Source organism: Streptomyces sp. NBC_01454 (genome assembly GCF_036227565.1).
Lineage (GTDB): Bacteria > Actinomycetota > Actinomycetes > Streptomycetales > Streptomycetaceae > Streptomyces.
Window position 1 is genome coordinate 5,489,071 of the sequence record NZ_CP109460.1, and the last position, 24,267, is coordinate 5,513,337.

The window sequence follows — 24,267 nt, forward strand, 5'->3', positions numbered from 1 at the left end:
CCGACCCGCGTCGGGGGTTCTCAGGCGGCAGTGCGCTCGCTCTTGCTCGCCGTGTACTGCGCGAGCTCGTCCTGCGTGCGACGCCGCTTCGTGTCCTTCGCCGCGGCGCTCTTCGCCCGCCGTGCCTGCGCCGACTTGAGAGCGAGCTCGGTGTAATGCGCCTTCCGCAGCGACTCCGCGACCGCCTCGATCTGCGCCTCGCTCGCGCCGGGGTGCATCTCGCGCGCCTTGTCGAGAAACCTCGTGTGGTGACTGGCCTTACGGGCGGCGGCGGTACGGGCCGATCGATCCGTCGTGCCCGCCCAGCTCTTGTGAGCCGCGAGCCGCATCTGCATCGACCGCTCGTTCGTGTTCATGCCGTTCCCCTCCATCGATGCCCTCGCCCGTGGGCGAGGGCAGTGGCTTAAAAAAGAGAGCCCCCTCGTGCACGCTGAGCTCGCCGCAGATGCGACGTGCGATTTCGGGTGTGACGGTGACGCGCTCGCCGGACAGCAGCGCGTGAATCTTGCTCTTCGAAATGCCGGCTCGCTCGGCAAGTTTCCTTATGGTCAGGGGCTTGCCGATGGGTGCCCAGCGCATCAGCAGCCGCAGCAGTTCGCTGTCGGTCAGGTGAAGTCGGGCAGGGGTCATGAGCGCCTCCGTCGAGCTGCCCACGATCGTGGGCAGCCCCACTAAAGCACACCGCTTGTACGGTGTCCACGATCGTGGGCAGCTATGAATTTCGACAGAATCCGGCCCGAGTTGAACCTGTGACCCACGAGCCGCCCGCGATCGTGGACAATGGCACGCGAGCGCACCATTGTGGCGTTCCCCGACCAGCATCTTTATGTGTCATCCCTTGCGTGGGGTGTGGACCTATGTGTTCGGAGAGGCGGAGGTTATGCCCGAGCAGCGCGACGCACTCACCGAACTCGTGAAGCAGCACGTCGGCACCGGGAAGCGTTGGAGTACCCGAGAGTTCGCTGCGGTCGCTGTGGACCCCGAAACCGGCTGGGCCCCCGGTAAGAGCCTCGTCGCGAAGATCGTCGGCGGGCAGAACTACACCATCACGCCGAAGCTCGTCTCGGCGCTCGCGGCTGGTCTTGAGCTGCCGCGCGAGGTCATCGGCGCGGCTGCGCACCTACAGATGATCGGCTACACCGCCGAAGAACTCGCCGGCGACGCCCCGGCAACGCTGCTGCGCGCGATCGGCCCCGCCGCCGGGTCGGACGAGAAGGCTCGCGCCGTCGCTGCTCGTTGGGAAGTCGAGTCAGCAGCGCCTACCGGCGAGTAGTCCTCAAGATCCTTTTATCACTGAACAATCACGATCGAAGATGACGCACTGCTACAGGTGTTACCCCTGCGCACACGGGGACAGAACCCGTACAGTGGGCTGACCTCGCGCGTTTCGAACGCCTGTGCTATCCGGCACGTCCGGATGCCGAGCGGGTAAGGGGGTCAGGTGACGCATGTCCGAGTTGAGTCGGTGGACCTCGACGAGGGGATACCGATGCTGTACCGGGACTTCGGTACACATGTCCGGCTCGCACATGACCCACAGCAGATCGACGAAGCCGCGGCGCTCGCGCTGCTCTGCCTGTACGTGCCACGGCTCGTCGGCGACTTCGAAGTTCAGCGGCTGAGCACCTAACCCCCCACCGCGCCCGCCGCCCGTGACGCCCTGGTACCGGCTCAAGAGAGCCGGTCGCCGGGGCTCAACCTTTTGTGAGCCAGCCGTGCCCGCTCGGCGCCGGCCGACGCCGCGTACCGCGAGAGCATCTGTCGGGACTTCCATCCTGTGATGCGCATGAGGTCGTCTTCGTTCCCGCCGCCGACTTTCCACTGATGTGCGAAGGTGTGCCGGAATTGGTGCGGGTGAAGCGGCTCGATCCCGGCTTGTGCGCACCGCCGCTTGAGCATCGTGCCGACACCCCAAATGGTGATCCGTTGCCCCTTGTTGCGGTCGCCCCACCAGAGCCACATGTCGTCTTCCAGCGGCTTCCCCTTGTGCTTCGCGGCCGCCCGCAGGTACCGGTCGAGGGCGGTCGCGGTCGCCCGGCCGAACGGGACACTGCGCACCTTGTTGTTCTTGCCGAGCACCTGCAACACCATCAGGTCGAGGTCGAGATCGGACACGCGCCGATCCGTCGCTTCCGAGAGTCGTACGCCCGTGTCGAGGAAGAGCATCAGCAACGCAGTGTCGCGGCGATCCGCGTACGTCTTGCCCTTGCACGTCTTGAACAACTTCGTCAAGGCGTCGTCACTGATGACGGGCACCTCGGCCTCGGGCAGTGTCGGGGGCTTCATCGTCCGCATGGGGGACCGGTCGAGCTCTTCCTCGTCCACCATCCAGTTGAACATTGTCTTGAGGCTGCGGAAGTGCTGATGCGCATTACTCGCCGACGTCCGCTTGAGCGTGGCTGTGATGTACGCCTCGACGTGCTCGCGGTGAATCTCGTCGAGGTCGGTCGGTGCCGGCCGGCCTTCGGTCCCGTCGTCGTCGACCGGCGGCCGGTAGCCGCTCTCTTCGTCGAGTAGGAACTCGCCGAACTTCGCTGCGGCGTTGGCGTAGATCCGGATCGTGTTCTCAGAGAGGTTCCGGGACCGCAAGGAGCGGACCCATGAGGCGGCCATGGAGGCGAGGTTGTACCGCGCGTCTGTCATGGCAGAACCATGCTGCCCACGATCGTGGGCAGTCAAGGCGCTTGGTCAATGAGCGATGTACTTAAAGACAAAATCCCGGTTCATCGGCGTTTCCGCTGGTGAACCGGGGTTTGCGCCCCCGGCAGGACTCGAACCTGCGGCCAAGTGCTTAGAAGGCACCTGCTCTATCCACTGAGCTACGGGGGCCGGGTGTGGACGTGGATCACGGACCGCGGTCAAGGATAGAGGTCCGGGTGCCTCGTCCCGGTTGCTTCACCTCCGTGGCACGTTGTGGAGGTTCGGTGAAGCGGTCCCGATAATCGCAGGCAGGTACGAATCCTGCATCGCTTTTGACGTCCCGCGCGGCGGGTGTTGTGCACTCGTTATGCCTGCGTCGCGCGCGTCGCGGGCGCCTCATGCGCCACTCATCCCGTTCTGTGCACATTCTTGCGGCGCGCACGAGGGGTTATACGCTTCAAAAACCCAACGAAATTGGGCATTCTGCACATGTGGCGACCTTGGACGTACGACCCCGGCTGATCGACGCACTGTCCGTTCTGCGCGACCGCGTCGACGCCGCACGCTTTCCACTGCCACTTCGGGGGGCTGCCCGCGCCCGGCGCAACCGGGCCGAGCTGCTCGCCCAGCTCGATGACTACGTGATTCCCCGCTTGCGCTCCCCGCAGGCCCCGCTGCTCGCGGTGATCGGGGGATCGACCGGGGCGGGCAAGTCCACGCTGGTGAATTCGCTGGTGGGGCGGCGGGTGTCGGAGGCGGGGGTGCTGCGGCCGACGACGCGTACGCCGGTGCTGGTCTGTCATCCCGACGATCTGCGGTGGTTCGCCGGGCCGCGCGTCCTGCCGCAGCTCGCCCGGATGTGGGTGCCCGAGCAGGACGACGGTGGGGAGGGGGACTACGCGGCGGGTGCCGGCCTGGGACGGGGGGAGTTCGGGGTCCGCGGGGTGAGTGGAGTGACGGCCGGGGGTGGGCGCGGGGCAGTCGGTGTGCAGGGCGCTCGTGGGGTTCACGGGGGGCGTGATGGCGTGTGTGGGGCGAGTGGCGAGCCGGGGAGAGGCGTACGGGCCGAGGAAAGAGAAGCGGGTGAGGTGTACGGGGGCGGTGGGGGTGTTGCCGGTGGGGGGTACGGGGCGTATGGCGGGGTGGGCGGGGCCCTCGATTCGGGGATGTTCACGGTGCGGATCGAGACGGAGCCGGCGTTGCCCAGTGGCCTGGCGCTGCTGGACGCCCCGGACATCGACTCGCTGGTCGCGCGGAACCGGGAACTGGCCGCGGAGCTGATCTGTGCGGCGGACGTCTGGGTGCTGGTCACCACGGCCGCCCGGTATGCGGATGCGGTTCCCTGGCACCTCCTGCGGACGGCCAAGGAGTACGACGTCACCCTGGTGACCGTGCTGGACCGGGTGCCACACCAGATCGCCACCGACATCTCCGGGCGGTATGCGGAACTTCTCCAGCGGGCCGGTCTCGGTCATGTCCCGCGGTTCACCATTCCCGAGCTGCCCGAGTCGGCCGGTGGCGGGCGTGGGCTGCTGCCCGCCACGGCCGTCGCGGCGCTGCGGGACTGGCTGGAGCGGCACGCCCAGGACCCCGTCGCCCGTATGGCCGCCGCGGAGCGTACGGCCACCGGGGTGATCGCCTCGCTGCGCAGCCGGCTGCCCGCGCTGGCCGGGGCCGCCGCCGCCCAGCACGCCGCGGCGCTGCGGCTGGCCGGCCGCGTCGAGGAGGCGTACGAGCGGGCCGCGGAGCGCGTACGCAAGGAGGTCGCGGCCGGGGAGGTGCTGTCCGGGGACGCCCGCGCCCACTGGCGTGACCATGGGCTCGACGGCCGGTCGGACGAGCTGCTCGACGCCCTGACCCATGGCCTCACCTCGCTGCTGACCTGTGCCGTGGAGGAGGCCGATGAGCGGTCCGCGGACGCCTGGCGACGCGATGCCGCGGCGTCCGAGGTGGCGTTGACGACGGCTGCGGGCGCGGCGGGTGCGGGCGAACGGCTCGGCGTGATCGTCCGGCGCTGGCGGCGCTGCCTGGAGGAGCTGGCCGAGGAGGAGACGCGCGAGGCCCGGGCCGGGCAGGCCGGTGAGCGCACGGGGTCCGTGGAGCCGGAGGAGTCGGCGGCGCTGCTGGCCACCGCCCTGCTCGGTGGCCGCCGCGCCCGTACGGCGGGCGAGAACCTCGCCGACCTCCTGGGGGCCCAGAGTGCGCTGCGGCTCTGTGACCGGGGCAGCCGGCTGCTGGCCACGTATCTGGAGCGCGCCCTGCACGGTGAGCGGGAGCGGCGGCTGGCTCCGCTGGATCAGCTGACGGTGCCCCTGGACCAGCAGGCGGAGCTGATCGCCGCACTGTCCGTATTGCAGCGGGAGAAACAGCGGGAGCAGCGGAGAGAACAGCAGCGCAGAGAAGAGGAGACGGCGATGGCCAGGGAGATGGCGATGGGGAAGGAGGGGGTGTCGGGGTGAACGTGTCCGAGGTGACGGGATCCGGGGAGAGCGCGGGGAACGGGCAGGAGGCGGGGGAGGGGGAGAGCGGACGGAAGGCGGCGGCTGTTGTGGGTGAGGGGCCCGTGGAGGCGACGGCGTCCGGGGAGGGCGCGGGAGTGGTGGCGCCCGTGGGGCCCGAGGAGCACGTGGGGCCCGAGGAGCTCGTGGAGCTCGTGGAGCACGTAGAGCACGTGGAGCTCGTGGAGCTCGTGGAATCTGCGGAGGTTGTGGGGGCAGGGGCCGGTGGGGTGTGGGATGACGGGTTGATCGCGCGGCGGGCGCGGGGTGGCGGGGTGCCTCGGCCCGGGGGGCGGGACGGGGTGAGCGGGGCGCGGGTGGAGTCGGCGGTGGCGGCGGGTGTTGCCTCGTCCGCCGGGGATCGTGCCGCCGGAGCCCAGGGGCGGGCGGGTGTACGGGCGGGGGGCGCGTCCCGTGGTGGAGAGGCGGGTTGCCGGCAGGTACCCGTGCCGTCGCGTGCGGACGGGAGCGGGTACCGGTGGGTCGCGGACGGGGGACGGCAGGCCACGTCGGGTGGGCTGCGCGGGCGGTTGGACGCGCTGCGGGAGCTGATCGCGCTGTCCCGCAGCCGGCTGGACGGGCGGACGCTGGAGGGGGCGGGGCGGGTGCTGGAGACGGCGGACGCGCGGTACCGGCTGTCCGGTGAGCACACCGTCGTCGCCCTCGCGGGGGCGACCGGCAGCGGTAAGTCGTCGCTGTTCAACGCGCTGGCCGGGGCGAATCGTTCGCAGGTCGGGCCGCGCCGGCCGACGACCGCGGAGCCGGTGGCCTGTGTCTGGCCGGGCCCCCGGCCGGGGGCGGAAGGACTGCTGGACCGCCTGGGTGTGCCCACACATCGTCGGCACGCCCCGGCGGACGGCAACTCCGAGCTGAGCGGACTGATCCTGATCGACCTGCCCGACCACGACTCCTCGGCCACCGAGCACCGCGCCCAGGTGGACCGGATGCTGGAGCTGGTGGACGCGGTGATCTGGGTGGTGGACCCGGAGAAGTACGCCGACGCGGTGCTGCACGAGCGGTATTTGCGGCCGTTGGCGGGCTACGCCGAGGTCATGTTCGTCGTCCTCAACCAGGTGGACCGGCTGCCGGGGGACGCCGCCGACCAGGTGGTGGACGATCTGCGCCGGTTGCTGGACGAGGACGGGCTGGCGCTGGGCGAGCACGGGGAGCCCGGGGCGGCGGTGCTCGCGCTCTCCGCCGCGACCGGCAGGGGCGTGGGGGAACTACGGGAGGCACTGGGTCAGTTCGTCGCGGAGCAGGGGGCGGCGGACCGGCGGCTGGCGGCGGATGTGGACGCGGCGGCCGATCGGCTGCGGTCGGTGTATGTGGCGCAGAGCCCGGTCGGGCTGACCGAGCAGGCGCGGGCGGAGTTCGATGACCGGCTGGCCGAGGCCGTGGGGGCGGTGGCCACCGGGCGTGCGGCGGAACGCGATTGGCTGCGCCAGGCGGAGCGCGCGTGCGGGACACCGTGGGCGCGAGTGCGGCTGCGGCGGGGGCGTGGCGGGCGGGGGAGCCGGTGGGTGAAGCCCGCCTCCGGGGTGGCGACGACGGACGTGGGGGCTCCCCGGGGAGCGACGGCCGGAGTGGGAGCGTCCCGGCGGCGCGGAAATCCGGGCGTCGGGCGGGGCGTCAGCGGTCAGGCCTGCGGGGGATGTGGCGAGGCGGGGCAGGCGGGGGCGGGGGCCGCGCCGACGGGTACCGGGAGGGCCGGCTCCGGGCGGGCCGCTCCTGGGCGGGGCGGCGTGCGGCAGGGCCTCATGGGGCAACAGGGTGCGTCCGGGCAGGTGCGGCCGGGCGGGACCCCGGCCGGTGGTGCGGGGGAGCCGGTGGTGGACGGCCGGGCGGCGGCGCGGCCCGTGGTGGAGCACGCCGTACGGGCGGTGGCCGGTGAGGCGGCGCACGGGTTGCCGGCGCCCTGGGCCCACGCGGTGCGGGAGGCGGCGGACCGGGGCGCGCACGGACTGCCCGAAGCGCTGGACAAGGCGGCGGCAGAGGCGGAGGAGTCGCTGCGGGGCGGGCCTGCCGTGAAGCCGCGGTGGTGGACGGTTGCCGCCTCGTTGCAGGGGCTGCTGGCCGCGCTCCAAGTCGTCGGTGTCCTGTGGCTGCTGGGGGTGGTCACGGGTCTCGGCGACGGGACGGACTGGGTCTCCGGGCTGTTGCCCTCGGTGCTGGGCGCGATGGGCGGGCTCGCACTGACCTGGCTGTGCCGCGTGGTGGCGCGCGGTCCGGCGAGGCGCTACGGGCAGGACGCGGAGCGGCGGCTGCGGACGGCGGCGGCGGGGTGCGGCCGGGCCCGGGTGCTGGAGCCGGTGGCCGCGGAGCTGTTGCGCTATCGCGAGGTACGGGAGCAGTACGCGGTGGCGTCGGGCGTGTGACGGCTCCTTCGCGATGACCCTTTCGGGTGGCCGAGTTGTCCACAGGCGGCCGGCCGTCCACACGCCGGCGCGGCGGCCGCCGAACCCGTGCAGCATGAAATCCACGCAGCGCGCGGCACAGGACGAGGGCCCGCGCACGACACGGGGGAGGCGTGTTCCGTGAACGACACGATGGTGACGCTGGTGGGGAATGCCGCGACGGCGGTGGAGCACCGGCAGACGACGGCGGGCGCGACGGTGGCGAGGTTCCGGCTGGCGGCCACGTCCCGGCGGTGGGACAAGGGGCTGGAGCGCTGGACCGACGGCGAGACGAGTTTCTATACGGTCCGGTCCTGGCGCGGGCTCGCCGACAATGTCGCGGCGTCGGTGGCGGTGGGGGAACCACTCATCGTTCAGGGGCGCTTGCGGCTGCGGGAAGGGGAGCAGTCCCCCGAGCGGGGCGGGCAGCGATGGTTCGCGGCAGAGGTGGACGCCGTGGCGATCGGCCACGATCTCACGCGTGGCACCGCCGCGTTCCGGAGAGGCACGCGACCGGCGCGGACCGGATCGGATGCCGCCGCGCCGTCCTCGACCTCACCCGAGCCCGCACCACTGCCACAACAGGAGGACCGGGGCGGGGCGTTGCCCTCCGCCGGGCAGACGTCTGCCAAGGCGCCCCCGGCGGCTGAACCCGCTGCATCACCTGAATCCTCGACAAGCTCCAATGGTGCGGCGGGTCTTGGGCCGCCGGAGCCTTCCGTTCCGCCGGTCTCGGACGGCGTCGATTCGCCCGAGAAGGTGGCAGTGTCCTGAAAAGTCCTGACGATTTGTCGATAATGCCAGGTCAGGGTGCCTGTTGTCGGTAACGATTGCGATTCGGATCGCTTATGGGACGCCATTACTGGGGACCCTGGTGCACCTGCTCCATAAGATCCGACAAGAACTCACGGGGGCTGACGTGTTCGGTTGCTGAGTCCTTTGGATCTTTCCGGCGAGGCATCCTCTCCCACTCGACCGCCTCGCCCAGAGGGGAATTTCATGCTTTCCATAAAGAGGCGGGGCGCAGCCCGCCTTGCCGCCGCGGTCGTGGCCTCGGGCCTGGTCGCGGCGGGTGCGATAGCCACCGCGGGCACTGCCGCGGCGGACGAGACGACCCCCGCGCATGGGGGTGCCACCGCCACGCTCGGCGGGCTGAAGACCTTTGACCAGGCGATCGTGCACAACGCGGGAGGGGACCAGCGCGTCGGCGCCGGCCTCTTCGAGATGGCGGTCGACAACGGCGGTACGCTCCAGACGTACTGCATCGACATCCACAACCCGACGCAGCAGCAGGCGAAGTACCAGGAAGTGCCCTGGAGCGCCTCGTCGCTGCACAACAACGGGGACGCGGGCAAGATCCGCTGGATCCTGCAGAACTCGTACCCCCAGGTGAACGACCTGGCCACGCTCGCCTCCAAGGCCGGCGCCGGCAACCTCACCGAGAAGACCGCAGCGGCCGGCACCCAGGTCGCGATCTGGCGCTTCTCCGACCACGTCAAGGTGGACGCGGTCGACCCGGCGGCCGAGAAGCTCGCCGACTACCTCGAGAAGAGCGCGCAGAACGTCGGTGAGCCCAAGGCGTCGCTGACCCTGGACCCCCCGGCGGTCTCCGGTAAGTCCGGCGGCAAGCTCGGTCCGGTCACCGTGCACACCAACGCCGACAGCGTCACGATCGCCCCGGCGGCCGGTGCGCCTGCCGGTGTCAAGGTCGTCGGCAAGGACGGCAAGCCGGTCACCAGCGCCACCGACGGCACTCAGCTGTTCTTCGACGTGCCCAAGGGCGCCGCGGACGGCAGCACTTCGCTGACCGCGCAGGCCGCCACCAAGGTCCCGGTCGGCCGTGCCTTCACCGGCATCGGTGAGCACGCCAAGAGCCAGACCCAGATCCTGGCCGGCTCCAGCGAGTCCACGGTCTCCGCGGCCGCCTCGGCCTCCTGGAAGAAGCAGGGCGCCATCCCGGCGATCACCGCCGAGAAGAACTGCGCCAAGGGCGGCGTGGACGTCACTGCCACCAACAAGGGCGATGAGGCGTTCCGCTTCCAGCTCTCCGGCAAGACCTACGAGGTCGCCCCGGGCAAGTCGCAGACCGTGACCGTTCCGGTGGGCGAGGACCAGCCGTACAACATCACGATCACGGGTGCGGGCGGCTTCAAGAAGTCCTTCTCCGGGGTCCTGGACTGCAAGACCGCCGGCAGCGGCGGCGGCAAGCCCTCCTCGCAGCCCAGCCCGGCCTCGGTCGGCGGCAGCACCGGCGGTGACAAGGGCGGCGACCTCGCCGAGACCGGCTCCAGCAGCGCCACCCCGATGATCGCGGGCGTCGCGGTCCTCCTGGTCGTGGTCGGCGGCGGCGCGGTGTTCTTCCTCCGCAAGAAGAAGGCCGGTACCCCCGCCGCGTGACACCGGCACCCGGCGCCCGGTCGCGGCCGGCGACCGCCCGGTGACCCACCGGTGAGCGGGCGGTAGCCGGTCGAGTACCTCAAGGCCCCGGAGCGCAGCAGCGCTCCGGGGCCTTCGGCGTCCGCGCCACCGTCTCCCGGGGTGTGACCCCGCCACGACCGGTCCCGAGGGGGAACGCCGTCATGGCCGGCTCAGCCCGTACCGCTTCGGGAGGGCGGGCCCGGCGCGGCCCGCCGCGTCGGCATCTGCCCCGGCGCACGCCCACGCCCGCCGCCCCGGCAACCTGCGCGGCGCGCGCCCCGTGCGAGGGTGCGCGGGGCTGACGGAGAGCGACCGGGGGACACCGGGGCGTGGCGGGTCAGGGCTGAGCAGGGGCGCTCTGACCTACTCGTTTCCGCCAGAGCACAGGCGTACGGCAAGATGGGGTGTATCTGCCCTCCCCCGGTCACGGCGTACGACGGCCCGGGGCGGTGCCGCACAGACCCTGATCGATCCAATCTGCCGGACGGTTTCTCTTGGCTGAGTACATCTACACGATGCGCAAGGCGCGCAAGGCGCACGGCGACAAGGTCATCCTCGATGACGTGACGCTGAGCTTCCTGCCCGGCGCAAAGATCGGTGTCGTGGGTCCCAACGGCGCCGGTAAGTCCACGGTGCTGAAGATCATGGCCGGTCTTGAGCAGCCGTCGAACGGTGATGCGTTCATCTCCCCGGGCTACACCGTCGGCATGCTCCTGCAGGAGCCGCCGCTGGACGAGTCCAAGACGGTGCTGCAGAACGTGCAGGACGGCGCCGCCGAGATCATGGGCAAGCTCCACCGCTTCAACGAGGTCGCCGAGCTCATGGCGACCGACTACTCCGACGCGCTGATGGAGGAGATGGGCAAGCTCCAGGAGGACCTCGACCACGCCAACGCGTGGGACCTGGACACCCAGCTGGAGCAGGCCATGGACGCGCTGGGCTGCCCGCCCGGCGACTGGCCGGTCACCACCCTCTCCGGTGGTGAGCGCCGCCGCGTCGCGCTGTGCAAGTTGCTGCTGGAGGCCCCCGACCTGCTGCTCCTCGACGAGCCCACCAACCACCTGGACGCCGAGTCCGTGCAGTGGCTGGAGCAGCACCTCGCGAAGTACCCCGGCACCGTCGTCGCCGTCACCCACGACCGGTACTTCCTCGACCACGTCGCCCAGTGGATCTGCGAGGTCGACCGCGGCCGCCTGCACGGCTACGAGGGCAACTACTCCAAGTACCTGGAGACCAAGCAGACCCGTCTCAAGGTCGAGGGGCAGAAGGACGCCAAGCGCGCCAAGCGCCTCAAGGAAGAGCTGGAGTGGGTGCGCTCCAACGCCAAGGGGCGGCAGGCCAAGTCCAAGTCGCGACTGGCCCGTTACGAGGAAATGGCCGCCGAGGCCGACAAGATGCGGAAGCTGGACTTCGAGGAGATCCAGATCCCGCCGGGCCCGCGCCTGGGCAGTGTCGTCGTCGAGGTCGACAAGCTCAACAAGGCCTTCGGCGAGAAGGTCCTGATCGACGACCTGAGCTTCACCCTGCCCCGTAACGGCATCGTCGGTGTCATCGGCCCGAACGGCGCCGGCAAGACCACGCTGTTCAAGATGCTCCAGGGCCTGGAGACCCCGGACTCCGGCGACATCAAGGTCGGCGAGACCGTCAAGATCTCCTACGTCGACCAGAGCCGCGAGAACATCGACCCCAAGAAGACCCTGTGGGCCGTGGTCTCCGACGAGCTGGACTACATCAACGTCGGCCAGGTCGAGATGCCCTCGCGCGCCTACGTGAGCGCGTTCGGCTTCAAGGGCCCGGACCAGCAGAAGCCGGCCGGGGTGCTCTCCGGCGGTGAGCGCAACCGCCTCAACCTGGCGCTCACCCTCAAGCAGGGCGGCAACCTCCTGCTCCTCGACGAGCCGACCAACGACCTCGACGTCGAGACCCTGTCCTCGCTGGAGAACGCGCTCCTGGAGTTCCCGGGCTGCGCCGTGGTCGTCTCCCACGACCGCTGGTTCCTCGACCGCGTCGCCACGCACATCCTGGCGTACGAGGGCGAATCCAAGTGGTTCTGGTTCGAGGGCAACTTCGAGTCCTACGAGAAGAACAAGGTCGAGCGCCTCGGTGCGGACGCGGCCCGTCCGCACCGCGCCACGTACAAGAAGCTCACCCGGGGCTGACCGGCGTGCGACACCTCTACTCCTGCCCCCTGCGCTGGTCGGACATGGACGCGTTCGGCCATGTCAACAACGCGGTGTTCGTCCGCTACCTCGAAGAGGCGCGGATCGACTTCATGCGCCGGCTGGCGCCGGGGGACGGCAGCCCGTCGTTCACGGGCGGCTCGGTCGTCGCCCGGCACGAGATCGACTATGTGCGCCCGCTGGTCCACCGGCACGCCCCGGTGACCGTCGAGTTGTGGGTGACGAAGATCAGCGCCGCGTCGATGACGGTCGGCTACGAGGTCAAGGACGAGGACACCCTCTATCTGCGCGCCTCGACCGTCGTCGTCCCGTACAACTTCACCGAGGAGCGTCCCCGCCGCCTCACCGCGGAGGAGAAGTCGATCCTCAAGGAGTATCTGGACGACGCCTCGCACCAGCGGGGGGCCGTCGCGGTATGACGGTGCTCCACCTCGCCGACGCCGGGGAGGCGGCGGATCTCGCCGCCTTCCTGGCCCGGCTGATCCACTACGACAAAGCCGCCGCGGTACGGCTCCAGGCCGGCGGCGGGGTGCTCGCCGTCTTCGGCCGCCCGCCGTCCTTCGAGGTGCTGGCCATCCGCACCGCCCGGCTCGCCGGGGACGCCACCCTCGACAGCACCGTCTCGGCCGGTGAACTCCTCGACGGCATCGAGGAGCCGTCGGACGCGGTGACCGTGCCCGCCGCGGTGACCGGCCCGCCGTGGACCGGGGTGCTGCCGCCGCGCGGCGGCTGGCAGCGGGTGCCGGGGCTGCCCGCGCCCGAGGCGCTGGTGCGCGCGGTGGCCGCCGCGGTCGCCGAATTCCGGTCCCGGGACGAGGCACTGGAGCCGCAGCACCGCACCCGTGCCGAACGGGACCGGATCGGCCGGGAGATCTGGTCGCGCACCCTCGGCGACACCCACCTTCCGCTGCGCGCCGCCCATGCCGCGCAGTCGCTGGGCTTTCTGCGGCCGGCCCGGGCCGGTGCGCTGGTGGGCGGCGGCACCTCCGCCGACGCCCCTGCCTCCCGTCCCCAGCCGCTGAGTCTGCTGTCCGCGGGCGGCTGGCTGCGGCTGAGCACCCCCTACGGGTCGGTCGCCGTACGGACCGGGGGCCCGGCGGGGTCGACGGGGCTGTCGGGGCTCACGGTCACGCCGGTCTGAGGGAGGCGGCCGCCGCCCCGGGTGTCCGGACAGGGCACGCGAGGTGAGGGCGAGGTAAGGCGGAGCTAGCCAGTTTCGTCCCCGGCCCCACCCCCGTCTTCGCCCCGGTCCTTCTCCTGTGCCCGGGCCGCCGCGTCCGCGGTGTGGTCGGGCCAGACCCCGATGTGGTCGCTCTCCAGCTCCAGCAGGACGCGGTGTTCCATCCCCAGGCTGTGGGTGTACTCGGCCGGCAACTGCAGCCGGCCCGCGCGGTCGAGCATCGCGTACTCGCGGGCCACCAGGGATTCCCGGCCGGTCGTGGCGTCCCGTTCGGTGCGCCGCAGGACCTCCGAGGACGTCCGGCCGTCGCGGATCGCGACCGTGCGCCGTACCTCGCTCGCCACCGCCTGGTCATGGGTGACGATCACGATCGTGGTGCCCAGCTCCTCGTTGGCGGTACGGAAGGCCGTGAAGACCTGCTCGGCGGTGTGCGAGTCCAGTTCGCCGGTCGGCTCGTCGGCCAGCAGCACGGACGGGGTGTTGGCCAGTGCCACCGCGATCGCGGTGCGCTGCTGTTCGCCGCCGGAGAGCTGGTGCGGACGGCGGTCGCGGCAGTGGTCGAGGGCGAGCATCGACAGCAGCTCCCCGGCCGCCTTCGTCCGGGCCGCCCGCCGGCGGCCGCCACGCAGCTGCATCGGCAGCATGACGTTCTGCAGGGCCGTCAGATACGGCAGGAGGTTACGGGCGGTCTGCTGCCAGACGAAGCCGACGACGTCACGGCGGTAGCCGAGCCGGGCCCGGGCGTCCATCGTCAGCAGATCGCGGCCGGCGACCGTGGCGGCGCCCGCGGTCGGCACGTCCAGGCCCGCCAGGATGTTCATCAAGGTCGACTTGCCGCTGCCGGACGCCCCGACCAGCGCCATCAACTCACCCTCGGCGACCAGCAGATCCAGCCCTTGCAGGGCCTGCACCTCGACCCCGTCGGTGCTGAAGACCCGTACCAGCCGGTCGCAGGCGATCAGTGCGTCATGCCCGTAGGCGGGCCGGCCGTGCCGGGAGGCCGCCCGTCGCTCCAGCTCGGCCAGGCCGGCGGGCGCGGCGGCGCGCGGCCGGGCGGGCGGGGCCGCCCCCGGGCCGTGCGCCGCCGGTGGTGCGGTGCCGTCGGTCGTGTCGTCGGGCGGTGTGGTCATCGGGGGTCCCCCGCTCTCAACTCGGTGCTCTCGCGGCGCCGTCCGCTCCGCCAGGTCTGCGCCAGGACCACCGCCAGGGCCAGGGCGAGCACGCCCGCCGACGGCAGCAGCAGGGACGCGGCATCGACGGGCAGTCGTACGGTGTCCCGTGCGCCGCCTCCCGGGGCGCCGGGGAGGGCGAGCGGGGTGAGGTCCGTCCCCGGGCCCAGCAGCCGGACCGCCGCGGCGCCGGACAGCAGGCCCCCCAGGGCCGCGAGCAGCGCCTGCGGCAGCGCCTCCAGAACCATCAGCCGCCGCCCCTGGGCCGGTGTCAGGCCCATCGTGCGCAGCCTGGCCAGGAGTTGGGTGCGCTGCGGCGCGTCCTGGAGGAGGGACAGGAGCAGGGCGAGCAGGGCGAAGCCGGCACCGGCCGCGACGGCGGCGGTGTAGAGGCGCTCCGCGCCCTGCTGGAGGGGCGAGTCGGCCAGTGCGGCGCGTGCGGCGGAGCGCAGGGTCAGCCGGGCGGGCTGCGACGGCGGGGTGTGGGTACGGAGGGCGGTGCGCAGCGCCCCGGCGTCGAGGGCGTGGCCGGACAGCAGCAGGAGGGAGGGGCCGTTGGCGGGGTCGGCGTAGGTGTCCGGGTGCAGCCGGGCCACGCTCCGGGAGTTGAGGACGACGAAGTCGCCGCCGGGCTGCGCGGGAGTGTCGGCGCGGACGGCCCGTGGACGGATCACCAGCTGGCCGAACTCCGGCTGCAGGGCCATCGGGGCGCGCCCGAAGCGGGTCACGAAGCTGGGTGAGACCAGCGCGGGCAGCGGCCGGTCGCCGCCCGGGTCGGCCAGTTCCCGCGCGTCGAACGGGCCCAGGCCGGTGGCGCGGGCGAGCCGGGAGTAGGCCTCGGCGTCGGCGATGACCAGGTAGAGCGGCGGCCCGTCGTCGTCGGCGGCCTGGATGCCGATCCGCACCGGTACGGCCTCCGTGACGCCCGGCACCCTGGCGACCGCGCGCCGCAGCGCCTCGGGGAGGGCACGGCCGGCGGCTATCCGGGCCTCGGCGCCGACCGCGGTCAGCGCCGCGTGGTCGCGTGCCGTGGCGACCCCGGCGAGCACCGAGCCCCCGAAGGAGGCCGTGGTCAGCGCCACCACCAGGGCCAGCAGGGGGAGTTGGGCGGTGGCCGGGGCGCGGCCGGCGCGGGCCAGCGACAGGAACCCGGTCAGCCCGGCCCTCCGGGCGGCGGGCCGGGCGGCCAGCCGCAGCGGGAGGGGATACAGCCGCATCAGGACCAGCGCGGCGATCCCTGCGAGCAGCACCGGGGCCGCGCTGACCAGGGCGTCCACCCCGCCGGCCGCCGTAGCGCGGCGGCGCAGGGCGAGTACCGCGCCCACCGCCAGTACCAGCAGGGTCAGTTCGGCGACCGTGCGGCGCCGGGAGGGGCGGGCCCGTACCAGGTCGCCGCGCTCGGCGGGACGGGGCCGGCGGTGGGCGGCGGCGGCCCGCAGCGGCAGGGCGAGCGTGCCCAGCAGCCCGGTCCCGGCCGCCGCCAGCAGCGAGGGCAGTACCCGCTCACCGGGCACCAGCAGCGCCAGGGCGCCGCCGGCAGCGGCCGCGGGCAGCGCCACCGTCGCGGTCTCCGCCGCCAGTTGCCCGGTCAGCCCGGCCAGTGAGGCGCCGCGGGCCCGCAGCAGGGCCAGCTCGGCGTGCCGTCGGGCCGCGGCCAGTCCGGCGGTCATCAGTAGCACCACCGACGCCACGGTGCCGATCCCGAACGCGGCCACCGCGACGACCGGCGCGATCGCCGCCCGCGTCCGGGCGAAAGAGTCCAGCAGCCCGTCCACCGCGCTGTCGGCCAGTGCGCCGGCGCCCGCGACCGTACGCAACCGGGCGAGCGCCGCGCCGTGTTCGAGGGAGACCACCCGCTCCCGCAGCAGCGGGGCGTCCCGGCCGGTCAGCGCACCGGTGTCGAGGGGGTAGCGCCAGAACTTCTCCGGCTCGGCGGCGGCCGGCAGCGCCGGGCCGTCCTGCGGCGACAGCAGCAGACCGGCCCGCCAGTACCTCTGCGGCGGCGGGCCCGCCGACACGTCCTGGCGGGCGGTGGCCATCAGCGGGTCCACCGCCCAGTACGCGCCCTGCGGGGCACGCGGGGCGAGCAGGCCGCAGATCCGGACCGTCAGCCCCTCCAGATGCAGCCGACTGCCCGGGTGCAGCCGGAGGGTGCGGGCGGTGGCGACGGTGACCGCCGCCTCCAGGGTGCGCGCCCCCGGCCGCGCGGCATGCGGCAGCCGCCCCCGGGTGACGGTGGCGTGCCGGTCCAGGCCGGAGGCCGCGTACAGGGAGAGGAGGGGGGTGAGACCGTCCGGCCGGGGCAGCCAGGCGTCCCGGGCGGCCGGCGCCTTGGTGGTGCGGACGCCGTACACGGCCTCGTTTCCGTCGATCCGCAGCGGCGCGGCGAACTGCCCCCGGATCGCGCGGTCCTGGCGGGCCAGCTCCGGCGCGGCGTAGGCGGCCGCGGGGTCGCCGCCGGTCAGGTCCGCGCGCGAGACGGTGATGTCCATCGTCCGCTGGGCGGGCGGCACCGAACCGAGCGCATGGCGCACCCCGTCGGTCTCGTACGCCTCCCTCGCGCGCGGGAACGCCGCCGCCAGGAACGCCGTGACCAGGACGAGCGCGCCCAGCGTCAGTGCCGCGGTGCGCGAGGCGCGCAGCCGGGCGCGCCACCAGTTCGTGCGGGACGGGGTGTTCACCGGCGCTCACCTCGTCCGGTGGGGGCCGGGTCCACGGGGTGCCGGGTCATCTCAGCGTGCTCCTTGGCTGCGCAGGGCCTGCACCGGGTCGCCGGGGTGCAGCCCGAGGGCCGCGACGACCAGCAGCGGCACCGCCGCGACCGCCGCCAGCAGCGTCATCACGGGGCCGGCCGGCAGCTCCACCAGCACCGGCGGCACCGGACGGCCCGCCTGCTCGGTGAGCACGACCAGCGGCACGACCGCCCGGGTCAGCGCCGTGCCCAGCGTCGCGCCGACGCCCAGGGCCAGCGCGATCAGGACGCCCTGCTCGGCGGCGATCATCCGGGCCGGCTGCCCGCGCGGCGCGCCCACGGCACGCAACACCGCGAATTCCCTGGTCCGTTCGCGGATCGAGGCGGCGGCGCCGACCCCGAAGCCGACCGCCGCCAGCGCGACGGCGACCGCGGCGGCCGCACCCAGCGCGGTCTGCGGGCCGAGCCCCAGCGGATCGCCGTGCAGCTGCCCGGCGATCTCGTCGCGGACCAGGACCTGGTCCGGGTCGGTGTCCGGGCGGGCCCGCAGCGCCCCGGCGACCCGGGCCGTCGCGCCCGGCTCGGGGCGCAGCCACCACTCGGTGGCGGTCAGCGGCGGGGCGCCGCGGTCGGACAGCGCCTCGTTGACGGCGCCGAGGTCGGCCAGCAGTCCGCCGGAGGCCGGTGTGTCGGCCGGTCCCGGCAGCGCGCGGACCGCCCGGACGATCCGTGCCTTCAGCGGCTGTCCGTTGACCGGTACCTCGACGACGGAGCCGACCTTCGATCCGCTGGTGCGCAGGAACGCCCCGGTGGCGACGGCGGCGAGCGGCGGCCGCGCGGCATGTGCGGCGGTGATCCGCACCGTGGTCACCCAGGCACCGTACGGATCCAGCCGGGCGCCGGTGTCGTAGGTCTGGGACAGCAGTCCGCCGCGGGGGACTTCGGCCCGGCCGGCCCGGGGGCCGAACGCCTCGCCCACGGAGCGGCTGGTGTCGGTGATCTTCGGCTGCCAGCGGAGGGCGGCGGGGGCGGTGAGGGGCCGGGGCGGGCCGGCGCCGGCGGTGGTCTCGGCGGCGGTGACGGTGAGTTGCTGGCGGTGCGGGACCGGCGGCTGGTCCAGGCCGGCGACCAGGCCGGTCAGCCGCAGCGGACCGGCCGGGCGGCCCGCGGCGGCACCGGGGGCGGCGGTGAGGTCCGCGGTGAGGGTGTGCGGCCGGCCGTCGGCCGCGAGCGAGCCGAGCGGGAGGGAGCACGGGACGCCGTGGCGGTCGGTGAGGAGGACGGAGAGAGCCGCGGGCACCGGGCCGGTGTCCTGCGGGTCCGCTTTTGCGCCGGGCATCGGCGGCTGCTGGGGGAGCGGCAGCGTCCGCAGCGAGCGCAGGGTCGCGGTCAGCCGTAACCGGTCGGTGTGCGGGGGCAGTTCCACGCCCGCCGGGGGCCCGCCGCGTGGGGCCACCGCGTGCAGCAGCCGGTCCGCCGCCGCGCCCGCCGGATCGCCCGCGGCGCCGCCCACCAGATCGCCGCGCAGCAGCAGCGCGCCCGCCGACCGCCGGGCGTCCAGGGCGAGCAGCGAGGAGTTCTTGCCGTCCGGCAGATCGAGCCCCGTCAGCCCGGCGGGCAGCGCCGCGGCCACCCCGGGGACGTCCGCGTACGCCCCGTCCTGGCCCCACGGCGGTATCCGGCTCGCCAGGACGCGTACCGGTGCGGCCGCGCGGAAGTCGGCCTGGTCGTCCTGCGAACGGTGCCAGGACGCGCCCTGGCCGATCGCCAGCATGCCCAGGGCGGTGGCCAGCACCAGCAGCAGCACGGGGCCGGCGCCACGCTGCGGGCGGCGGCTGATCTGCCAGCCGGCCAGCGCCGCGGCGAGCCCCCGGCCGCGGGCCGCGCCCCGTTCGGCGATCCGCGCGGCGAGCGGCAGCAGCCGCAGGGTCAGCACCGTCCCCGCGAGCAGCGCCAGCGCCGGGGCGGCCACCAGCACCGGATCGATGCCGAGCCGGCCGGTGGTGTCGCCGGTCAGGACCCCGCTCCCCGCGCCGTCCGCCCCCTGCCGCTGGAGCTGCCAGGAGGCGACACCGGCGATCACCAGCAGCCCGATGTCCGCGCCCGTTCGTCCCCAGGTACGCCACTCCGTTCGCGCCGCGGAGACCCCTGCCGCACCGGGCAGCGTCCGCGCCCGGCGGGTGTGCGGGCCGCTGGGCCCGGTGCGCAGCAGTGCCGGTGCGGCGACCGCGAGGGCGCAGCCCAGCGCCACGGCGATGCCGGTCAGCCAGGTCGTGGCGGTGAGCGCGGTGTCCAGCAGCAGTCCGGTCCGGGCCGGCGCGCCGTGGCCGGCCAGCAGACGCAGCAGCGGGCCGGTGAGCAGCGGCGCGCCGACCGCGGCCGGGGCGGCCAGCAGCAGCGACTCGGTCAGGGCCAGCCCGGCGATCCGCCGCCGGGATCCGCCGCGGGCCCGCAACAGCGCCGTCTCACCGGACCGTTCGGTGCTCAGCATCCGGGCGACCAGCAGCAGCGCGCAGCCGGCCAGCAGGATCAGCTGCAGCGCGACGATCAGGATCGTCGAGCGGTTCACCAGCAGCGCCCGCCGCAACTGCCCCAGTGCGGCGGGAAGATCGGTGGCGGCGGTGGCCCGGCCCGCGAACACCGGATCGGCCATCAGCGCCTTGGGTGCCGCCGTGGCGGCGCCGCTCAGTGCGGGCAGCCGGTCGGCGGTCAGCGGGCGGAAGTCGGCGATGGCGAGCCAGCCCACCGCGTCCTGGGACACCCCGCCGCCCGGGGCCGCCCCGCCGCGGAATGCCGCCGGGTCGGTGTACAGCGGCCCGTAGGTGGTGAATCCCGCGGTGCGCACCCCGCGCCCGCCGAGCTCGTCGAGCTTCCAGTACGGGTCGGTGCGGTCGGTGGGCCGGTAGACGCCGGTGACCTCGACCGGCAGGTGGGCGGGGCCGGACAGCCGGTTGTCGAGGGTGAGCCGCCGGCCGGGCGCGATCCCCAGCCGGGCGGCCGCGGCGGCCGGCACCGCGACGGCCAGCGGGCCCGCCGGACCGCTGTCGGCCAGTGCCCGGCGGTGAGGGTGAGCCGGGAGCGGTCCAGGGCGGCGAGCTGGGTGAGGTCCGGATCCGGTGTGCGCGCCTGCGCGGGCCGGAGCGAGCGGGGCAGGGCGTAGGGCCCGGAGCGGACCAGGGTGCGGACCGTGAACGGCAGCCCGTCGAAGGTCCGCCGGGCGCCCCGGACGACCGCCCGGTCCGCCGATTGCCTTTGCGCGGCGGGAAGTTGGGCCGTCACCTGGAGTGCGGCGGCCGGGGCGGCGCGGGTCCGCAGGGCCTGGCGCAGCCCCGCGTCCCCGACCGCGCCGGAGAAGGCGGCCAGTGTCGTGAGCACGGTGGTGGTGAGCAGCACCGACAGCAGGGCAGCGGTCAGCAGAAGACGGTGCGCCCGCACCCGCAGAAAGACAAAGCCGGACACGGTCCCCCCTTGCCGCGCTCAGCACCACACAGAGGAACGAATGGTGTCAGACGAGGAGCGTGGGGGGAGTGGGCTGTGGATGGTCTTGGCCGGAACATGACGGCCGTGGCCGGGCGTCGATCGCTGTGAGGTGTTTCTCAGTCCGCGGCGTTGATCATCGTGGCGGCCGCGTACGTGAGGTAGTTCCACAGTTGCGTCTCGTGCGACTCGGACAGGCCGAGGGAGTCGACCGCCTCGCGCATGTGCCGCAGCCAGGCGTCGTGTGCGGCCCGGTCGACGGTGAACGGGGCGTGCCGCATCCGCAGCCGGGGGTGTCCACGGCCGTCGCTGTACGTACGGGGGCCGCCCCAGTACTGCATGAGGAACAGGGCGAGCCGTTCCTCGGCCGGGCCGAGGTCCTCCTCGGGGTACATCGGCCGCAGCAGCGGGTCCTCGGCGACTCCCTGGTAGAAGCGGTGCACCAGGCGCCGGAAGGTCTCCTCGCCACCGACCTGTTCGTAGAAGGTCTGCTCCTCGAGCGTGCCGCGCGGAATCTTGTTCACCCGTCCATGGTGGCAGACACGGCGGCCGAGGACTCCGGACGTAGGTCGAAGCGAACGCCCCGGGTCCGCACATACCACCGGGGCGTGATCGGTTGATCACGCCCCGGGGTCGCCGGATGCCGGCGCGGGCTCAGCCGCGGCGGACGGTCAGCGTCGTCCAGGCGCCGACATGCACCCGGTCGCCCTCGTGGAGGGGGACCGGCACATAGGGCTGGATCGGGTCCTCGGCGAGGTTGATCGTCGTGCCGTTGGTGGAGTTCTGGTCCACCACCGCCCAACTGCCGTCCTGCTGCTGCACCAGCAGCGCGTGCTGGTGCGAGACGCCCGGGTCCTCGGGCGTGCTGCCCAGGTCGATGTCCGGGGCCTCACCGGTGCTGTTCCGGCGGCGGCCGATCGCGATCTGGCCGTTGGCGAGCGGCAGCACCTGCTCGGGGGAGTACGCGGGCAGGTTGAGCCCCGCCGCCTCCGGGCCGCTGCGGCCCATCATCGCCATGAAGTACTCACGGTCCGGCGCTATGGCCACCACCCAGCCGGTGCCGACGACCGGCTGCGGACCCTGCGGCGGCGCCGCGGGACCCTGGCCGGTGCCGGGGCCGCCCTGCCACTGCTGGTCCGGTCCCTGCTGCGGCATCTGCTGCTGCTCGTACGGAGCCGGCGGCTGCTGCCCGTAGGGGCTCTGGTCCTGCGGCGGGAACGGCGCGGGCGGCAGCTGCTGCTCGAACGGGGCCTGCGGGCCCGGCCCGGGCGGCGCGGGCGCCATCGGCGGCGGTGCGGCCTGGGCGTTCGGCGGGCTCAGCGGCCAGTCGTCGCTCTGCTGCGGCGGCGGACCGGGCTGACCGGCCGGGCCGGGGCCGGGCATGCCGGGCGGCGGGCCGGGCTGACCGGGGTAGCCGCCCGGGCCGGGCTGTCCGGGGTAGCCGCCGGGACCGGGCTGGTCGGGGAAGCCGCCGGGGCCGGCCTGGTCGGGGAAGCCGCCCTGGCCGGGCATGCCGCCGGGGCCGCCTCCCGGCATGCCCTGCTGCTGCGGGGGCTGGGGCTGCTGGGGCTGCGGCGGCGGGAAGCCGTATCCGTCCTGCGGGCCCGGGCCCGGGCCCGGTGCGGGCGGCGGGAAGCCGTAGCCGCCCTGGCCGCCCTGGGGGCCGGGGGCGCCGGGCGGCGGGCCCGGCTGCTGTCCGGGCGGCGGCGCGTAGGACGTCGGGGAGTTGGTGAGGAAGTTGTAGCGGCACCCCTCACAGAACGGCGCCATCGCCTCGCGGGGCGTACCGCACTGCGGACAGGTCTCGGGCTGTCCGGAGCGGTCCGGGCCGGGGCCGGGTGTCGGGGGCGGGAAGCCGTAACCGCCCTGGCCACCGGAGTTGTCGGGGCCCGGTGCGGGGGGCGGGAAGCCGTAGCCGCCCTGGCCGCCCTGGTGGTCGTGCGCACCGGGGCCGGGGTTGCCGAAGCCGGGGCCGCCGGGCGGCGGGCCGGGCCGGCCCTGCGGCGGGGCGGGCGGTCCGGGCGGCGGTCCGGGCTGGCCGGGCGGCGGTCCGGGCGGTGCGTTGAGGAATCCCGCAGGCAGGGAGGGCGGCGGGGGCACAGCACCCGCCATCCGCTGGCCGCACACCTCGCACCAGTCTTCGGCCACCGACTGGTGGCCGCTCGGGCAGGTCGGCATGTCGGTTCTTCCCCCTCCGTACCGATTTCTCTCGGTGGTACTGCTCGGTACTGATCGTGGCTATTTCTTCACACGAACGGTTTTTGTCGAGCGGGTTTCGAGAGTCATCTCGTCCGCCTCGGCGACCGTCGTCTTCAGTCGCACAGTACCGGTCGCCGCGTCGACGACGTCCACCACCTTCGCAAGCAGTTTCGCAGTCTCCTCGTTGCCCGAGCTCCCGGCCAGCTGTACCGCGCGGCCCAGTTTCGCCATGGCACCGCCGGTATCACCCGACTTGCGCGCATCGAGCCCCTGTTGAATCGCTTGTGCCAGTTCCGCCTGCCCCGTGTAGTGCGCCACCTGCGGATCGATCGACGTGGAGGCGGCCGCGTCGTCCGTCCACACGGCCCGTACCAGCGCCTGCGACACCGGCTGTGGCGGCGAACCGGCCGGGTCCCCGTCCGGGCCGGAGATGATCAATGACACACGGGCGGCCAGCATTTCCTGGCCGATTCCGGCCGCCGGGACGCGGACACAGAGGTGGTAGTCGCGGGACTCGTCGCCCCAGGAGCCGGTCGGATAGTCCCCCGACCGCGGCCCGGACTTCCGGCGCCGGCCGGTCAAGTCCGCCACCGTGGGTGCCACTTGCCTGACGAAGACGGTCTCGGCGCCCAGCGGGGTCCACAGCCGCAGCCCGACATCGGCGACTTCCTTGCCCATCGCCGCCTCCATCAGCCGTGTGAAGTCGGCGGTCAGCCCGGCCGGATCGGCGACGATGTCGGCGGTGCCCAGGAGTGCCGAGGCGATCTGGGTGACCTCCTTGACCTCCCAGTCCGTGCCGACGCCCCGAGCATCGCAGGTGAAGGAGCCGTGGCAGGCGTCCAGGGCGGCGCGCAGCTCCTGCGGCGACTCGTGCTCATTGCGGCCGTCGGTGAGCAGGATGGCGTGCCGGATGCCGGCCCCGGCGGACGACAGCAGCCGTCCGGTCAGCCGCAGCCAGCTCCCGATGGCCGTGCCGCCGCCCGTGCCGAGCGCGCGCAGCGCCTCCCCGGCCCGGGCCCGGGTGTCCGCACCGGCCACGGCCAGCCGGCCGCCGCCGGGGTAGACCTCCACGGCCCGGTGGGTACCGGCCACCACCGCGAAGCCGACACCGTCGCGCACCGCGTCGAGGGCGGCGGCCGTCGCCTCGCGCGCGCCGCGCATCTTCGCCGCCGGATGGTCCATCGACCCGGAGCAGTCGACGATGATCACCACGCCGGCGTCGGGCCGGCCGGCGCCGCCCGCGGGTACCGGCCGGCCGCCGGTCGTGCCGCCCCCGGTCGCGGTGACCGTGACGACGGCGTGCACCTCACGCCCGCCCTCGGGGAGGTAGGGGTTCTGGTACACCTCGGCGGAGAAACGCGGCACCGGGGACTTGGCGAAATGGGCCATCCGTTGCGCTCCTTGGGACGCCGTGACCGGCC

General features: G+C 73.6%; 17 protein-coding genes, 1 tRNA gene and 1 pseudogene. 9 read left to right on the forward strand and 10 right to left on the reverse strand.

Going from position 1 to position 24,267, the window contains the following annotated elements; translation table 11 throughout:
* Positions 1-20 precede the first annotated feature (20 nt).
* Positions 21-356, reverse strand: coding sequence for a hypothetical protein (locus OIU81_RS24405; RefSeq protein ID WP_329151287.1), 336 nt, complete (start codon positions 354-356; stop codon positions 21-23).
* The gene (locus OIU81_RS42390; protein ID WP_443074035.1) at positions 259-822 is read right to left on the reverse strand and encodes a helix-turn-helix domain-containing protein; all 564 of its coding nucleotides are present in this window, start codon (positions 820-822) and stop codon (positions 259-261) included. Before OIU81_RS42390 ends, OIU81_RS24405 begins: the two co-directional genes overlap by 98 nt.
* A 58-nt stretch (positions 823-880) precedes the next feature.
* Between OIU81_RS42390 and OIU81_RS24410 the strand changes: the two genes are divergently transcribed.
* Entirely contained in the window at positions 881-1,273 is a 393-nt protein-coding gene (locus tag OIU81_RS24410; protein ID WP_329151288.1) for a hypothetical protein, read from the forward strand.
* A gap of 168 nt (positions 1,274-1,441) precedes the next feature.
* A complete protein-coding gene (locus tag OIU81_RS24415; protein WP_329151289.1) occupies positions 1,442-1,630 on the forward strand; it encodes a hypothetical protein in 189 nt (62 codons plus the stop codon).
* Between the two features lie 41 nt (positions 1,631-1,671).
* On the opposite strand, the gene OIU81_RS24420 is transcribed toward OIU81_RS24415, so the two are convergent.
* Together OIU81_RS24420 and OIU81_RS24425 are read right to left on the reverse strand one after the other, a co-directional pair.
* On the reverse strand, positions 1,672-2,643 hold the full coding sequence (locus OIU81_RS24420) for a tyrosine-type recombinase/integrase (protein WP_329331162.1): 972 nt from the start codon (positions 2,641-2,643) through the stop codon (positions 1,672-1,674).
* 113 nt (positions 2,644-2,756) lie between these two features.
* Positions 2,757-2,829 (reverse strand) — tRNA-Arg (locus OIU81_RS24425).
* Between the two features lie 302 nt (positions 2,830-3,131).
* Here OIU81_RS24425 and OIU81_RS24430 point away from each other — a divergent pair.
* From OIU81_RS24430 to OIU81_RS24460, 7 genes are all read left to right on the forward strand, one after another.
* Positions 3,132-5,099: a GTPase domain-containing protein gene (locus OIU81_RS24430; RefSeq protein ID WP_329151291.1), complete on the forward strand. Its 1,968-nt coding sequence runs from the start codon at positions 3,132-3,134 to the stop codon at positions 5,097-5,099.
* A 485-nt stretch (positions 5,100-5,584) separates the two neighbouring features.
* Positions 5,585-7,513 (forward strand): YfjP family GTPase, encoded by a 1,929-nt coding sequence (locus OIU81_RS24435; RefSeq protein ID WP_329151292.1) that lies wholly within the window; start codon positions 5,585-5,587, stop codon positions 7,511-7,513.
* Positions 7,514-7,672: 159 nt separating this feature from the next.
* The gene (locus OIU81_RS24440; RefSeq protein ID WP_329151293.1) at positions 7,673-8,305 is read left to right on the forward strand and encodes a single-stranded DNA-binding protein; all 633 of its coding nucleotides are present in this window, start codon (positions 7,673-7,675) and stop codon (positions 8,303-8,305) included.
* 225 nt (positions 8,306-8,530) lie between these two features.
* Positions 8,531-9,928: an LAETG motif-containing sortase-dependent surface protein gene (locus OIU81_RS24445; RefSeq protein WP_329151294.1), complete on the forward strand. Its 1,398-nt coding sequence runs from the start codon at positions 8,531-8,533 to the stop codon at positions 9,926-9,928.
* A gap of 515 nt (positions 9,929-10,443) precedes the next feature.
* Positions 10,444-12,108, forward strand: coding sequence for an energy-dependent translational throttle protein EttA (ettA, locus tag OIU81_RS24450; protein WP_329151295.1), 1,665 nt, complete (start codon positions 10,444-10,446; stop codon positions 12,106-12,108).
* Between the two features lie 5 nt (positions 12,109-12,113).
* Positions 12,114-12,548: an acyl-CoA thioesterase gene (locus OIU81_RS24455; protein WP_329151296.1), complete on the forward strand. Its 435-nt coding sequence runs from the start codon at positions 12,114-12,116 to the stop codon at positions 12,546-12,548.
* Positions 12,545-13,270 (forward strand): hypothetical protein, encoded by a 726-nt coding sequence (locus tag OIU81_RS24460; RefSeq protein ID WP_329151297.1) that lies wholly within the window; start codon positions 12,545-12,547, stop codon positions 13,268-13,270. Before OIU81_RS24455 ends, OIU81_RS24460 begins: the two co-directional genes overlap by 4 nt.
* Positions 13,271-13,335: 65 nt before the next feature.
* Here OIU81_RS24460 and OIU81_RS24465 read toward each other — a convergent pair whose 3' ends face one another.
* From OIU81_RS24465 to OIU81_RS24490, 6 genes and pseudogenes are all read right to left on the reverse strand, one after another.
* The gene (locus OIU81_RS24465) at positions 13,336-14,439 is read right to left on the reverse strand and encodes an ABC transporter ATP-binding protein (RefSeq protein WP_329151298.1); all 1,104 of its coding nucleotides are present in this window, start codon (positions 14,437-14,439) and stop codon (positions 13,336-13,338) included.
* A complete protein-coding gene (locus OIU81_RS24470; protein ID WP_329151299.1) occupies positions 14,436-17,159 on the reverse strand; it encodes an FtsX-like permease family protein in 2,724 nt (907 codons plus the stop codon). Before OIU81_RS24470 ends, OIU81_RS24465 begins: the two co-directional genes overlap by 4 nt.
* Positions 17,160-17,210: 51 nt before the next feature.
* Positions 17,211-20,629 (reverse strand): annotated as a pseudogene (locus tag OIU81_RS24475) (FtsX-like permease family protein).
* Between the two features lie 137 nt (positions 20,630-20,766).
* Positions 20,767-21,171: a globin gene (locus OIU81_RS24480; protein ID WP_329151300.1), complete on the reverse strand. Its 405-nt coding sequence runs from the start codon at positions 21,169-21,171 to the stop codon at positions 20,767-20,769.
* Positions 21,172-21,301: 130 nt separating this feature from the next.
* Positions 21,302-22,825 carry an FHA domain-containing protein gene (locus tag OIU81_RS24485; RefSeq protein WP_329151301.1) on the reverse strand — a complete coding sequence of 508 codons (1,524 nt, stop codon included), beginning with the start codon at positions 22,823-22,825 and terminating at the stop codon, positions 21,302-21,304.
* 60 nt (positions 22,826-22,885) lie between these two features.
* Positions 22,886-24,235, reverse strand: coding sequence for a vWA domain-containing protein (locus OIU81_RS24490; protein WP_329151302.1), 1,350 nt, complete (start codon positions 24,233-24,235; stop codon positions 22,886-22,888).
* Positions 24,236-24,267 lie beyond the last annotated feature (32 nt).

Bases quoted from the DNA above. Each gene is read 5' to 3' on its own strand.
- OIU81_RS24405 (WP_329151287.1), bottom strand. From the start codon at position 356: ATGAACACGAACGAGCGGTCGATGCAGATGCGGCTCGCGGCTCACAAG.
- OIU81_RS42390 (WP_443074035.1), bottom strand. From the start codon at position 822: ATGCTGGTCGGGGAACGCCACAATGGTGCGCTCGCGTGCCATTGTCCA.
- OIU81_RS24410 (WP_329151288.1), top strand. From the start codon at position 881: ATGCCCGAGCAGCGCGACGCACTCACCGAACTCGTGAAGCAGCACGTC.
- OIU81_RS24420 (WP_329331162.1), bottom strand. From the start codon at position 2,643: ATGACAGACGCGCGGTACAACCTCGCCTCCATGGCCGCCTCATGGGTC.
- OIU81_RS24445 (WP_329151294.1), top strand. From the start codon at position 8,531: ATGCTTTCCATAAAGAGGCGGGGCGCAGCCCGCCTTGCCGCCGCGGTC.
- OIU81_RS24460 (WP_329151297.1), top strand. From the start codon at position 12,545: ATGACGGTGCTCCACCTCGCCGACGCCGGGGAGGCGGCGGATCTCGCC.
- OIU81_RS24465 (WP_329151298.1), bottom strand. From the start codon at position 14,439: ATGACCACACCGCCCGACGACACGACCGACGGCACCGCACCACCGGCG.
- OIU81_RS24485 (WP_329151301.1), bottom strand. From the start codon at position 22,825: ATGCCGACCTGCCCGAGCGGCCACCAGTCGGTGGCCGAAGACTGGTGC.
- OIU81_RS24490 (WP_329151302.1), bottom strand. From the start codon at position 24,235: ATGGCCCATTTCGCCAAGTCCCCGGTGCCGCGTTTCTCCGCCGAGGTG.